Raw genomic sequence first — 14536 nt, 5'->3', positions numbered from 1 at the left:
CATGCACCGGCGCTGGCAGCCACAGACATGCCGCTCGGCAGCCACAGTCAAGCCCGTTCCGGCCACGGGGATTAACCTCAGGCTTTTAAATGTCTGCCACCAGGATCCTCCCCATGAGCGATATCCCACTGCTGCCCCAGGTTGAAGCCTTCCTCCGTCGACACCACGCGTTGTTCATCGACGGTGGCTACGTCGAGAGCCATTCCGGCCAGCGCTTGGAGGTGATCAACCCGGCGACCGGCCAGGTCATCGCCGGCGTCGCCGACGCTGACCCGGCCGACATCGACGCGGCCGTGGCGTCTGCGAGCCGCGGCTTCAAACAGTGGTCGCAGGTCGCACCGGCGGTGCGCGGCAACGTACTGCTCAAGCTGGCCGACCTGCTGGAGCAACACCGCGAAGAACTGGCGCAGATCGAAACCTGCCAGTCGGGCAAGATCATCCAGATTTCCCGCGCCTTCGAAGTCGACCAGGCCGCGCACTTCCTGCGTTACTACGCCGGCTGGGCCACCAAAATCAGCGGCCAGACCATCACCCCCTCGCTGCCCTCCTTCGCTGGCGAGCGCTACACCGCTTTCACCCTGCGCGAGCCGGTCGGGGTAGTGGTCGGCATCGTGCCGTGGAATTTCTCGACAATGATCGCCATCTGGAAACTCGCTTCGGCGCTGGTGACCGGTTGCAGCATCATCATCAAGCCCAGCGAGTTCACGCCACTGACCATCCTGCGCATCGCCGAACTGGCGATTGACGCCGGCCTTCCCGCCGGTGCGCTGAACGTCTTGACCGGCGGCGGCAGCGTCGGCAAAGGCCTGATCGAACACCCCGGCACCGACAAGGTGTCGTTCACCGGCTCCGTGCCGACCGGCATTGCGGTGGGCCAGAGTGCCATGGGCGCCGGGCTGACCCGAGCCACCCTTGAGCTGGGCGGGAAAAACGCGGCCGGGTTCCTGCGCGATGTGGACCTGGACAAGGCCGTCAACGGCATCATCGAAGCGGGCTTTTTACACTCCGGGCAAATCTGCGCCGCTGCCGAACGCTTCTTCGTGCATCGTTCGCAGATCGCAGCGGTCATGGACAAACTGGCCCAGCGCCTGAGCACGCTGAACATCGGCTCGCCCCTGGATGAGCGCACCGAATTCGGCCCGGTCACCAACCGCCAGCACCAACTCAAACTCGGCGAGTTTTTCTCCAAGGCCCGCGCTGAAAACAACACCATCATTCACGGTGGCAACCTGATCGACCGTCCCGGCTGCTACGTCGAGCCGACGATCATCCTCGCCAACAGTGTCAACGACACCCTGCTCAACGAAGAGACCTTCGGCCCCATTGCCACGTTTTTGCCGTATGACAGCGAAGAAGAACTGCTGGCCTTGATGAACAACACACCCTTCGGCTTGAGCGCCAGTCTCTGGACCAACGACCTGGGCAAGGCCCTGCGCATGGTGCCCGCCATCGAGGCTGGCACGGTGTGGGTGAACATGCACACGATGCTGGACCCGGCGGTGCCGTTTGGCGGCAAAAAAAGCTCGGGGGTAGGCCGCGAGTTCGGCAGTGCCTTCATTGATGATTACACCGAGCTGAAGTCGGTGATGATTCGCTACTGATGCCAGGGGTGGCCTGCCGATGCGTACGCTATCGGTTTCCGGAAGACGGATCTAATGCTGAAATTAAACGGCACTTTTTCTGACGAGTACGGGAATAGCGCAGCACTCATGTCGACAGGCCTCTTCGGACAAAGAGGCCAATACTCAAAAACGCCTTTCAGCCCTCCATCGGTTGCTTCAGCTTCGCCCAGGCTTCATCGGTGATCCGGTAGCCCTTACCGGCCTGAAGCAGGATCACTCCCTCCTCGCCCAGGCGTTTTAGTACTTCGCGTACGCTGACGAACGTCATTCCGGCCGACAGCGATACCAGACAGGCATGCACCTCACTGGCGTAAACGCCACGCCCGTCCAGCCTGGCGGCGACCAGTGCACTGAGGACTTTGAAACGCAGCAGACTGGCACGCAACCCATATAAATGCAGCAATCGACGGATGCTTTGATTGGGGCTGCGATCACCTATGAACGCCAACTGATCGGTCGCCGTCAGTAACGGTGACGGTGCGTTTGCGGCCGCTGAGCCTGAGTTGTTCAACATGCGAATACCCCCTTCGAACTATTCAGGTGGGGTCGCTACATCGGCTGTAGCAACCCCTCCTGTCGTCATCAGAAGTCGACGCTGGCCGACAACTGCAAGGTCCGTGGGGAGCCAGGAGAGAATGCGCCGTACGAAGCAACGCCCGACCAGTACTCACGATCAAACACGTTCTGCACGGTGGCGCGGAATGTGGTCGGCCGGCCTTCGATCTTGGTGGCGTAACGCGCGCCGGCATCGAAGCGGGTCCAGGAATCCAGCGACTGCGTATTGGCCTGATTGACGTATTGGCTGTCGGTGTAAATGGCGCCACCGGTCAGGGTGAAGCCTTCGAGCCATGGGGTATCCCATTCGGCCCAGAGGTTGGCTTGCACGTCCGGCACACCCACCGGTTTGTTGCCACGGTTGGCCGCCGTTGCCGAATCGGTCAACTTGCCGTCGAGCAGGGTCACGCCACCCATCAAGCGCGTACCCGGCGCGACTTCGCCGAACATGCTCAACTCAACGCCCCGGTTGCGTTGTTCGGCCTGCACCGAGAAGATGTTTCCGGCGCCGGTTTCACCGCTTGGCTTCTCGATCTGGAACAACGCCAGCGTGGTCATGAACGTACCGTGTTCATATTTAACGCCCAGTTCATGCTGCTTCGATTCGTACGGGGAAAACGTCTCGCCGGCGTTGGCCGCCGTGCCTGGCGCGGTGTCACCTTTGCTCAAGCCTTCTACATAGTTGTAATAGAGCGAGACATCTTCCCAAGGCTTGATCACCACGCCGACCAGTGGAGTCGTGGCACTGGCGTTGTATTTCGAGCTGACCGATCCTGCGGCGTTGTAGTTGCGTGACTCAATGTCCTGGCGACGGATACCGAGGGTCAACTGAAAGCGATCATCCAGCATGGATAAGGTGTCAGTCAGCGCGACACCGGACAGGTCCGATTCGGAAATGCGCAGCACCTTCGGCGAATTGATGGATTGCTTGGGCGCATCGACCGGGTGATAGATGTTCGAAAGAACTTCAGTGCCGTTGTTGATGCCTCGGGACAGTTCATCCTGGTACTGGGTCGCCATCAGCGTGGTCGTGTGGGTGATCGGCCCTGTCGCGAACACGCCGCGCATGCCGACATCCGCTGTTGAGCGATCGACGTTGAATTTGTAGTAACCCGGTGTGTTGCTGGTATCACCAGCCGCATTGAGGATTTTGGGCACTTGATCGGACATGCGCTTGACGTCCGATTTGCCGCCGCCGGCATGGGCAAATACCGTCACCGTGTCAGTCAGATCATATTCGCCCCCAAGCAAGGCAGACTGCTCCTTGGTGTCGGACCAGCCCCAGTCCTGCGGCAGGTTGGTGCGTCCATTCGGTGCGGACGGCACCTCTACACCCGGCGCGACGGTGAATGGTCGCGACGCTGCGTCGAAGCTTTCTTTCTGACTGATGTAATCCAGGTTCAAGCGTAAGCGTTCGCCGCGATAATCGAGGGCAATCGCACCGATACCCAGGTCTCGATGTTGATCATCAATGGCGGTATCGCCGCCCTGCAAGTTACCGTTGAAGCGCACGCCAAACTGATTTTCCTCGCCGAAGCGCCGACTCAGATCCAAATGGCCGCCGACCTGAGAGTCCGAGGCGTAACTGCCGGTAAAGCGGGTCAGGTCTTCATCCAGTGGGCGTTTGGGAACGATGTTGATGACGCCCCCGACGCCACTGTTGGGCGAAATGCCGTACATCAACGCGCCCGGCCCCTTGAGCACTTCAACACGTTCGGCGTACTCGGTGAACACCCGGTAGTTCGGGGCTACGCCATACACGCCATCGAACGCCAGTTCGCCGAGGTTGCCTTCACCGATCGGGAAGCCTCGGATGAAAAACGAGTCGACGATCCCGCCCGTCTGGCCGGTGGAGCGCACCGAAGGATCACGCTGCAGCGCGTCGGCTACGGTCACGGTTTGCAGGTCGGCAAGGGTCTTGGCGGTGTAACTGGTGACACTGAACGGCGTGTCCATCACATCCTTGTTGCCCATCATGCCCAGCCGTGCGCCACGTGCTACCTGGCCGCCGGCGAAGGTTTCCGGCAATGCCGTCGGGCCGTTGTAACGGGCGTTGACGGTGGTCGTGTCGAGGGTCAGCGCATCCGTGCTGTCACCGGTCTGCGGTGTGGCCGCAGTGTTCGAGGTCTCGTCGGCAGCAACGCTGCCTTGCTCTGGGGTGGCGGCCCAGGCGCTCCCCGCGACCAGAACGAAATTCAACATGGCGGCACGAATGGCGAGTGTTAACACGCGCTCACCGCAAGGACGAGTGACAACAGGCATGACGTGAGGATCCTTTTCATAAAGGGAAAATGGTAATCACTCCTATTGCCAGTCGACCCGCAAAAAAGTATCACTCGCTGAACCGTATTTTTATTCCTGTGCGGCCCAGGCTAGGCATACAAGTCTGCCAGCGGTATCGCGACCACCGGCAACGCTGGGTCAAAAGCGTGTCGGGTGGTCTTGTATGCAAACATCTCGCCGCGAGCGATCGTGGTGAAAATTCGCGCCACTTCAAAAGCTTGTCCAGTCCGCCAATGCCGCACACACACCCGTGGGTCGGTGTAGTCGAGCTGGATGCACGGCACTCGCTTCAAGCCCAACTGCAACGCCGCGTTGAGTCGGTGATTGCCATCCATCACGATGCCTTGCGAGCGCTCGACGATGATCGGCTCCAGCCATTGCCCCGCCCGGATAATCGACTCACGCAGCATCGTCACGTTAGCCGGGTCGACCTGCTCCGACTGCAGCACTTCGCAAAGCGGCCGCAGCGCAATCTGATAACCGTTTTCCATGGTTGATCTCCTGATTTGGCGGTGATTCAGCAGGCATCTGCGCGGACAATCGGTGCGTAACGGCTGGCTGCATCGAGCAAACGCTGGGCGTGCTCGATCAGCGGCAAGTCGACCATCTCGCCATCCACTTGCACCGCATGACTGCCCGTCGCCACCGCACTCATCACCCGTTCGGCCCAGGCCAATTGGCGCGAATCCGGCAGGAACGCGCGCTGCACCGAGATCAGTTGCGAGGGGTGGATGCACAGCTTGGCGCCGAAGCCCAGCGAGCGTGCGTAATGCGAGTCTTTGACGACGGTCGCCAGATCGCTGATTGCCGGTGTAACCCCGTCGATGGGAGACGGCAAATCCGCCGTGCGCGAAGCCAGCACAATGCGGTTGCGGGCAAACAGAAAGGCCTCGGGAGTCTGGCTGCAGTTGATATCGAGCGAGAAATCCAATGAGCCGAACGCCAGCCGGGCCAAGCCCTGAATCGACGCAATCGAATCGACCTGTTGCAGGCCCTTGGCAGTCTCGATAATGGCAACGATCTTCAGTTCCGGCTGCCACTGCAGCAGACGCTCGACCACCCGTGCCAGCGCTTCGGGGCACTCGGCCTTGGGCAGGAAAATCCCGTTGCAGCGCTCTGGGTAGCGCATGTCGCTGAGCCAGGTCAGGTCCTGGCGAAACAGCGAACTGCTCGCGCTGTTCAGGCGAATGTAACGCTCGCAGGCGGCGCTTGGCGTCGCCTCTTGCCAGGCCCAAATGGCAGCGCGCGCGGCGGCTTTGCTGTCCGGATGAACGGCGTCTTCGAGATCGAGGATGACCGCGTCGGGCCCTGCTTCGACGGCTTTGGAAAAACGCTCGGGACGGTTGCCCGGCACGAACAGGTAGCTGATCGCGTGGCGGATGTGGCTGCTGAGTCGATCGGATTGCATGGGCTTGCTCCTTGGTGTGAACCAGTCGTGGTTTCTGAAAGTTTTCAGGCCCTTTCAGCGGCAGATCTGCACGCTGCTACGGGTTTTTCGAAACAGCCTCTAACGCCTTATTGTTCAACGAATTAAGGCACTTTTTTATCTCGGGGCGAACGCGTCCTTGAGCGTGTAAATACACGTTCATGTGTTCGCCTTGAGCAGGTCGTTATTCAAAAATATTTCAAAACCTTACTTGATAATCGTTCCTGTTCGCAATATTGTTCACGCCGCCAAGAGGAACTATTCTCGGTTCAAAGCACGTCATCCGGACTTCGGGAAGTACCTGCCAATGATGTCATTTGAATGTCAGTTACTCGTATTTAATCGGGATAGGCCATCAACTAGTGGCCAATTAATACATCCGTAAAAACCTTAAGGAATGGGGTTCTCATGCACGTCTTTTGTGAACCATTTATTACGACCAGCATTTCGCAGCTTTACCCGGTTTTCTGCTGGCATCCACCGCCAAAACATTTAAATCCTCATGATTGAGGCGCAATAAAACAGCCTGAAGCGATAACGCTTAGTTATTAAAACATCAAGGGTGACGTCATTTACGGTGCCAGAGGTTAACTATGCCTTCAACAAACACAGCGCCTGCCGAACAACGGAATAAAGTTCATCATCCGCAGATGTTAAAGCCGCTGATTGATCCCCTTATTTCCACCTTCATCAATGACTTTCCGGACACTCTTCAAGCGTTGGTCAAACAGCACGGCTCGCCCTTGAACCTGGTCTGGCCCCATGCGTTTGAATTAAATACAGCGGCCTTGCTGGCGGTATTGAAACAGCACCGCGTGGCGCATGCGCTCTTCTACGGAGCCAAGGCTAATAAGTCCCAAAGCCTGCTCAGTGCAGCGGCAAGTTCGGGGATCGGCGTTGACGTGTCGAGCATCCACGAGCTGCATGCAGCGCTGCGAGCCGGCACGCCGGCAGAAAAAATCTGTGCCACGGGACCGGCCAAAACGGCCGCATTTCATCAAGCACTGATCAGCGCCGCTTCGTTGATTTGCGTGGACTCGCTGGAAGAGCTTGATCACCTAAAAAGCGTGGTCGACGCACAATCAAACCTTGCCAAAGCCAGAGTTTTACTGCGCTACAGACCGAGGTGCAGTCCAAGAAGCCGCTTCGGAATGGGCGCAGAGGACATGCTCGAAGGCCTACAACGGTTGACGAAATACACGAAGTCTTTTCACTTCGAGGGTTTCCATTTTCACCTCGGCGGTTATGGATTCGAATCCCGTGCACAGGCCTTTCGTGAGGTCGTCGGGTTCGTCGAGGCCGCCAGGGAAATGGGCTTGAATCCGCAGATGATCGATATTGGCGGTGGCCTGCCGATTCGTTATGTCGAGCCTCGGGACTATGCCCGCTTTCTGCAAGACGACAATAAGCCGAGTCATTATTACAACTTGAAAGTTCCCGCTGCTTATTATCCTTATGGCAGCGACCTGACCGCGCCACAATGGCTGTCATTATTACTCGAGGCCGAGCACTCATCTGGCCTTTCCATCGCTGATTATCTGAACCGACAGCCTATAACACTGGCACTGGAACCCGGCCGAAGCCTGGTGGACCAAGCGGCCATTTCAATATTCCGCATCACCCGTACAAAACAATTGACCGACAATAAAACCGTCATTTTTGTCGAGGGCAGCAGTTTCAGCGCCTGCGAGACCTGGTTTGCATCTGAATACTTGATTGATCCAATACTGGTCAGCACAAGCGAACTGCCCAACACACCAACCCACGCGTATATAGCGGGCCATAGCTGCCTGGACGATGACGTGATCACGCATCGGCTGATCAACTTTGCGACGACGCCTCAAGCCGGCGACTTATTGATTTACGTTAATACCGCCGGTTATCAGATGGACTTGCTGGAAAATGAGTTTCATCGCCATCCCCTGCCCCGGCGGTTGACGGCAACCTGTTGTACGGAAGGTAACTATGCGTTTTCACCTGACTACTAAAGGGAACAATTGAAATGATCTTGACTAAAGTATCTGACCTCATTGGCAATACCCCGATGTTGGGCATTGATATTCCGGACACCCACACCCGCTTGTTGTTGAAGATTGAAAAAAACAATCCCGGCGGCAGCATCAAAGATCGTATGGCGCGCAATATGGTCCTGGCAGCGCTGAAGTCCGGTCGATTGAAACACGGCGGCGTGGTCGTCGAGTCGTCCTCCGGCAACACCGGGATTGGCCTGGCCATGGCAGCGGTCGAGTTCGGCCTGCACTTTATCGCCGTGGTCGACCATCATGCAGCGCAAGACAAAATCGCCGTGATGAAGGCGTTGGGCGCCGACATTCGTTTCGTCAAGGGGACGTATCGCGAGGATGAAGTGGCGGTGGTCGAACGCCAGCAGATGGCCGCCGAACTGGCGGCCGAGATCCCCGGGGCTGTGTTCATGAACCAATCCGACAACGCCGCCAACGCGGGCGGCTACAGTGATTTCGTCCGCGAAACCATCGCTCAGGCTGAAGGTGTTATCGGCGCTTACGTTGGCTGTGTCGGCACCGGTGGTTCGATGACCGGCATCGCTCGCGGCCTGAAAGTGCACAACCCGGACACGCTGACCGTTGCGGTGGAGCCCGCCGGTTCGATTGTGTTCGGCCTCCCCGGCTACCCCTACTACCAATCCGGCACCGGTACGCCGGCCGGCGACACCGTCGGCCTGGTGCTCGACTACAGTTGCATCGATCTGGGTGTGCAGGTCACCGATTCTCAGGCGTTCGAAACGGCCCGCTACATGGCGCGCAACTTTGCCTTGCTGGTGGGCGGCTCGACCGGCGGTGCGATTTTCAAGGCGCTGGAGCTGATCCACAAAGGCGTATTGAGCGGCAATGTGGTTGTGCCGATTGCCGACGGCGGCGAGAAATACCTGCACACCGTGTTCGACGACAAATGGCTGCAGGAGCGCGACCTGATCGACCCGAGCATCGCACCGCAACTCGATGCATGGCTGGGCAAGACCCAATGGCTGGAAGGCGTTTGCGCACCGCTGCAATTGAGCGTCGCATGACTTACCCATCACACAGGAACGCCTCTCGATGAATTTATTGAAAGTCGCCATCTGTGGTGGCGGCAGGACCGGTCACCTCAACGCCGTCCTGTTCAAGCAACTGCCGGATGTTCAGGTTTCGATGCACACCCATAATCCGGAAGTCATCGAACAGCACGCCCGCCATACGCCGCTGCAGGCCTTGTTGCCCGATGGCTCAACCCTGAGTGCCCGGCTGGATCGGGTAACCAGCGATGCAAAAGCAGCGGTCGAGGACGCCGACATCGTCATCATCACCGTGCCCGCCCATGCCCGACCGCAAACGCTTAAGGCCATTGCACCGCATCTGAGCACGGGCAAACCGGTTTACGTGGGCGCGATTCCGGGATTTTGTGGTTTCGATTGGTTGGCTGAAACCACCCTGCCCGATCGGCCGAATGTCGTGATCTGGGGCATGAAGGATGTTCCGCATACTGCGTTCGAGCTGATACCGGGGCGCTCGATCAAAATGGGCGGCGGTAAAAGCCAGTTGTATGTGGCGACCCATGCCCGCGAGTCGCAGGCGTGCAGTCAGCAACTGCAGGACATTTTGACGCGGTTGTACGGCCCGTGCGTGACGATGCTCGACCACTATCTGGAAATCACCCTGACGCCGGGTAACCCGATCATGCACAGCTCGGTGATCTACGGCCTCATTGGGCCGTACGGCCAGTGGCATCGCAAGATATTCCCGCAACGCATGTGCTGGTGGACCGAGTGTCCCGAACTGGGCGCTTACTTCCTCGAACGCATGGATCAGGAAAGTCAGGCGTTGTGCGCGGTGATCAGCCAGCGACTGGGTATCGACCTGTCCTCGGTGAAATCCCTGAAAGAGGAAATCGTCGAGGCCTACGGCGAGCAGATCCGCGACCAGAGCAGCATGTTGTCGATCCTGCGCACCAATCAGGCCTACAACGACATCCTCGCGCCGATGGTGCCGGCCGACGGCAACCGCGCCGGTTACGTGATCGAGCGCGAGAGCCGCGCCTTCAATGAAGACGTCGCCTACGGCCTGGTGCTGCTGGTGGAAATGGCCAAACGTTTCGAGCTCAAGGTGCCGTACATCGAGGAAGTCCTTCAGTGGAGCGTGGCTTACATGCACGGCCTGCGTGACTCGGCGCTCGATTACTTCCCGGACCATTGGCCACACACGACCAACGCCGCCGCTTGATCTCTTTACTCAATTTCGACGAGCAGACCGCTGATATGAATGACTTGCAGACACTGATCGCCTACTCCCGCAAAAACGCCATGCGCCGCCTGCTGCGTTGCCTTTTTGCGGAAAACATCCTCGACCGCTCGGCCCTGAGCTTTTCCCACGAGGGCAACCAGGCCACTTTCCCGCTCAAGGGCGGCCGCGCCCACCTGGTGTTTTCGGATATCGCCAAAGGCCCCGCTGACACGGTGGTCAATGACGGTGACGTGGTGCTGGTGACCGACGAAGGAGTGCGTCACACCATCACCAGCCATCAGGACATGCTGGATGTGCTGCGCGACAGCTTCGATTTCGAACCGACTGACGAAGGCGTGGCAGGGCTCAAATCCGACATGGAAAACAGCCTGACCAACGACGCGCACGCCCGTCAGCATCGCCAGCAGTGGAATGCCCTACTGCAACAGGCCGCCAAGGACCAGGGGCTCAACAGCTTCACTGACTACCTGCGCCAACACGCCAAGACCAAGGATGCCGCAATCCTGCTCGACCAGTGGGGTTCACTGGAAGGCCATCCGTACTATCCGACGTGGAAAGCCCGCCCGGGGCTGAGCGATGAGGAAGTGGAGCAACTTTCGCCCGAGTTCAACGCGCAGGTGCCGCTGCGCATCGCCGCCTTGCGCGCCGACAATGCAAAAAGTGAAAGCATGCCTCACGTGACCAATTACCACGATTGGTTTGCCGGCAACTTTGCGCGCCAATGGGAACAATGGAAAGCCTCACTCAACCGCAAGGGCCTGGACGAAACAGAGTGGCTGCCGCTGCCGATTCACGCCTGGCACTTGCAGGCCTATGTGTTGAAAACCTTCGCGGCGGAAATCGAAGAAGGCATCCTGATCACCGACGGCCCGGACATTCCAACCCTGCCGACCATGTCCTACCGCACGATGATGCCGATGCTGGACGAATGTGCGCCGCTGATCAAATTACCCATCGCCGTATGGATGACCAGCGAGCTGCGCAGCCTGCAGGCCAAGTCGATACACATGGGCCCGCGCATCAGCACACTGATCAGCAAGATTCTCGAGGCAGAGAACGGTTTTGATCGACGCCTGGAAATATTCCCGGAAGAAATCGGCGTGCGTTACAAAAACGCCGTTACCCAGGACGATCATCCGGGCCGTCATTTATCCGTGGTCTATCGCGCCAGTGCGCCAGCGTTCGAGCGCAATGACGACTGCCTGCCGATTACCGTGGCCTCGCTGTTCACGCGTTTGCCCGGTAGCGGGCGACCGTTGTTCACCGACCTGATCGAGCGCGATGGCGTGCGCGCCACTGCCGTGCAGGTCGAGGACTGGTTCCGCGAGTACGCCAAAGTGGTCACCCACCCGGTGGTGGCGATCTATTTGATGTACGGCATCGGCCTGGAAGCCCATCAGCAAAACACCATGGTGCTGTTCTCCCCCGACGGCAAAGCACGTAGTCTGCTGATCCGCGATTTCGGCGATGGCCGTACCTACGCGCCATGGCTGGAACAACGTGGCTACAGCCTGCAGCCGCATGTCCAGCCGGGTATCCTGCCGACGGTGTTCTGCGGTGATATTGAACCGGTGCGTATGTTTGTGCTGGACGCGGCGTTTCTCACGCATCTGCATGAGATCGCGCTGTGGCTGACCCGGGAGTACGGCATGAACAACACGCGGCTGTGGCGAATCCTGCGCGAGGAAACCGATCTCGCCTTCGAGGCCGTGCGCGATCGTGTTTCGCCAGCCGTATGGGAAACCGAGCACAAGGCGTTCGTCGAAGACCCATGGCCGACCCGTTCGTTGTTGCGCATGCACTTGATGCAGTACAGCAATTATCGTTTGCAACACACCCTGTCCAACCCGCTCGCCAGCGTTTAACCGAGGCTGACTCATGTCCCATGCAGGTGTCATCCAGGGTTCAAGAGTACGAATCCTGATTTATCTTCTATTTGCGATCCAGTTGGTGTCGATGGGCGCGATGGAAATGAGCGGGCCGTTCTGGCCTGTCCACCTGCGTGGGCTGACGACTTCGGAGTCGGTTTTCAGCTTCGCGAGCATCGCCGTGTACGTCGGGCCGATGCTGGGCATTATTCTGACCAGTGCATTCTGGGGCCGTATCGGTGATCGCTATGGCCATAAGTTGATGATGATCCGCGCGCTCGCCGGCTTGTCGTTGACCCAGCTTGGGCTGGCCCTCTTCACTGATATCTGGGTCATCCTGATCCTGCGTTTCCTGCAAGGCGCGTTCGCCGGGTACATCGCTCCGGCGCAGGCGTATGGTGTGAGCATTGAAGCGCCGTCGCGACGGGCACGATTATTCGCCATCCTGCAAATCTCGACCAACGTGGGCTCACTGCTGGGTGCGGTGGTCGGTGGTTTGATCCTCGATTACGCGACGTTCTTCTGGATCAACCTCATTGCCTCGGCGCTGTGTGCGGTGTGCACCGTGACCGCCGCCGTGACCTTGCCGGATGTGCCCCCGGCGAAAAAACCGGCAACCGCAGACAAACCCGCGCCGGCCAGCCGTTCCGGCCGTCTCTGGCAAGGTTCGCCGTTGCTGTCGCTGCTGGGCGTGATGGGCATTCTGTTGCTGGCGCGGATGCTGCCGCAGACCTCGTTCTCGCTGTACGTCAGCTCGGTGTTCGAGGTCAGCAATTCGGTGGTCGGCCTGTGCTACGGCCTGCTGGCGCTGGGCTTCATTCTTTCGGCCACGGCATGGTCGCGTTATTTCGAACACCGTGGTCAGCAAGACACTTTGCAGCGCATGACGTACGTCGTCATCGGCTGCATCGTCCTCACCGCCGTGGCGGGCGCCACGCGTAATCCGATGGTGTTCGTCATCGCCTACTTTATCTGGGGCGTATTACTGGGGGCGACCACGCCGGTGTTGATGGCGCTGATCTCGAAAACCGCCGACAGCTCGCAGCAGGGCCATGTGCTCGGAATCGCTCAGGGCACCGCGCAGTTTGCCTCGATCGCGGGGATCTCTGCCGGTGGCCTGCTCAGCCAGGTCTACGGTTTGCAGTACACCTACCTGTTCGTTTGCCTGGCCTACGTGCTGGCGCTGGTTCCCATTGTTGCGCTGCGTTACTGGCCTGCGGTGATGCAACCGAGTGCAGCCCCGCCCGGGGATTGACCAAGGAGTTAGCTTTTGAACGTTGAACAACTGCGTGCCGACACACCCGCCGTCGGGCAACTGATCCACTTCAACAATGCCGGTGCGGCACTGATGCCCGCGCCGGTGATCGACGCCATGACCCGCCACATTCAACTTGAGGCGAATCTTGGCGGGTATGAAGCGGCCGGGCAGCAATCGGCCCAGGTGGATACCGTCTATGGCGCCATCGCACGCCTGATCAACGCGCAACCCGAAGAAATCGCGGTGATCGAAAACGCGACGCGTGCCTGGGACATGGCGTTCTATTCATTGCCGCTGAAACCTGGCCAGGTGGTGTTGACGTCGACTACCGAGTACGCCGGAAACTACATTCCTTACCTGCAACTGAAGCAGCAACGCGGCATCGAGATTCGTGTCATCCCCAACGATGAGCGCGGCCAGGTCTCGTTGTCGGCGCTTAAGGGAATGCTCGACGATGATCGCGTTGCACTGATCTCCCTGCCCGTGATCGCCACCAACGGCGGGCCGGTGCAGCCCATCGAACAGATCGGCGCCCTCGCCCGTGCGGCCGGTGTACTGTTTTTGCTCGATGCTTGCCAGGGCGTCGGGCAGATGCCGATCGACGTGCAGAAGATCGGCTGCCATATGCTCACCGCGACCAGCCGCAAATACTTGCGTGGGCCGCGCGGAATGGGTTTCTTGTATGTCGAAAGATCGTTGTGCCAACAGCTGGAACCCGTGTTTCTCGACCTGCATGCGGCGTCTTTGCAAACCGCGCACGCCTTCACAATCCGTCCCGACGCACGGCGCTTCGAAAACTGGGAATGTAATGTCGCCGCGAAACTGGGCCTCGGGGCCGCGGTGGTATACGCACTGGCCCAAGGTATCGAACCGATGTGGCGGCGAATTCAGCATCTGGCGGATTATCTGCGCCAGCGACTGGCGGATATCCCGGGCGTGACGCCGCAAGACCTGGGGGCGGTCAAATCCGGCATCGTCACCTTCACTCATTGCGGTGGCAGCGTCGCGCAGGTTCAGCAGTGGCTGGCCAGTCAGGACAAGCGAATCAACGTCTCGACCTCGACGTTCCGCTCAACCCTGCTCGATATGCAGCACAGGGACTTGCTGGAGGTCAGCCGCGCGTCACTGCATGCTTACAACACCGAGGCGGAGATCGACACGATGATTGCTGCGCTGCGCCGTCTGCCGCAGCAGTGACCAGCAGATCAATCGGCGCTTGCGTCGCAGCAGGGTTGTAAACTAGCATTGGGAATACTTCTCAATTGCAT

General features: G+C 59.1%; 11 protein-coding genes. 7 read left to right on the top strand and 4 right to left on the bottom strand.

Going from position 1 to position 14536, the window contains the following annotated elements; all coding sequences use genetic code 11:
• Window positions 1–113: 113 nt before the first annotated feature.
• Window positions 114–1601 carry an aldehyde dehydrogenase family protein gene (locus PSH59_RS12790; RefSeq protein ID WP_305395247.1) on the top strand — a complete coding sequence of 496 codons (1488 nt, stop codon included), beginning with the start codon at window positions 114–116 and terminating at the stop codon, window positions 1599–1601.
• Between the two features lie 157 nt (window positions 1602–1758).
• Here PSH59_RS12790 and PSH59_RS12785 read toward each other — a convergent pair whose 3' ends face one another.
• From PSH59_RS12785 to PSH59_RS12770, 4 genes are all read right to left on the bottom strand, one after another.
• Entirely contained in the window at window positions 1759–2136 is a 378-nt protein-coding gene (locus tag PSH59_RS12785) for a fe2+ zn2+ uptake regulation protein (protein WP_248079034.1), read from the bottom strand.
• Window positions 2137–2204: 68 nt separating this feature from the next.
• Entirely contained in the window at window positions 2205–4439 is a 2235-nt protein-coding gene (locus PSH59_RS12780; protein WP_305395246.1) for a TonB-dependent siderophore receptor, read from the bottom strand.
• 110 nt (window positions 4440–4549) lie between these two features.
• Window positions 4550–4951: a ParB N-terminal domain-containing protein gene (locus PSH59_RS12775; protein ID WP_305395245.1), complete on the bottom strand. Its 402-nt coding sequence runs from the start codon at window positions 4949–4951 to the stop codon at window positions 4550–4552.
• Window positions 4952–4977: 26 nt separating this feature from the next.
• Complete coding sequence (locus PSH59_RS12770) at window positions 4978–5868, bottom strand: CoA ester lyase (protein ID WP_305395244.1); 891 nt, start codon at window positions 5866–5868, stop codon at window positions 4978–4980.
• A 611-nt stretch (window positions 5869–6479) separates the two neighbouring features.
• Here PSH59_RS12770 and PSH59_RS12765 point away from each other — a divergent pair.
• The 6 genes from PSH59_RS12765 to PSH59_RS12740 are packed head-to-tail and all read left to right on the top strand — an operon-like array spanning window position 6480 to window position 14465.
• Entirely contained in the window at window positions 6480–7874 is a 1395-nt protein-coding gene (locus PSH59_RS12765) for a Y4yA family PLP-dependent enzyme (RefSeq protein ID WP_305395243.1), read from the top strand.
• 14 nt (window positions 7875–7888) lie between these two features.
• Window positions 7889–8932: a PLP-dependent cysteine synthase family protein gene (locus PSH59_RS12760; RefSeq protein WP_305395242.1), complete on the top strand. Its 1044-nt coding sequence runs from the start codon at window positions 7889–7891 to the stop codon at window positions 8930–8932.
• A 28-nt stretch (window positions 8933–8960) separates the two neighbouring features.
• On the top strand, window positions 8961–10121 hold the full coding sequence (locus tag PSH59_RS12755) for an NAD/NADP-dependent octopine/nopaline dehydrogenase family protein (RefSeq protein WP_305395241.1): 1161 nt from the start codon (window positions 8961–8963) through the stop codon (window positions 10119–10121).
• 35 nt (window positions 10122–10156) lie between these two features.
• Window positions 10157–12007: an IucA/IucC family siderophore biosynthesis protein gene (locus tag PSH59_RS12750; RefSeq protein ID WP_305395240.1), complete on the top strand. Its 1851-nt coding sequence runs from the start codon at window positions 10157–10159 to the stop codon at window positions 12005–12007.
• 13 nt (window positions 12008–12020) lie between these two features.
• Window positions 12021–13265: an MFS transporter gene (locus tag PSH59_RS12745; protein ID WP_305395239.1), complete on the top strand. Its 1245-nt coding sequence runs from the start codon at window positions 12021–12023 to the stop codon at window positions 13263–13265.
• A 15-nt stretch (window positions 13266–13280) separates the two neighbouring features.
• Window positions 13281–14465 (top strand): aminotransferase class V-fold PLP-dependent enzyme, encoded by a 1185-nt coding sequence (locus PSH59_RS12740; protein WP_305395238.1) that lies wholly within the window; start codon window positions 13281–13283, stop codon window positions 14463–14465.
• Window positions 14466–14536: the final 71 nt, after the last annotated feature.

It is taken from the genome of Pseudomonas sp. FP2309 (genome assembly GCF_030687575.1).
Taxonomy (GTDB): Bacteria; Pseudomonadota; Gammaproteobacteria; order Pseudomonadales; family Pseudomonadaceae; genus Aquipseudomonas.
This window is presented reverse-complemented; position numbering and strand designations above follow the sequence as displayed.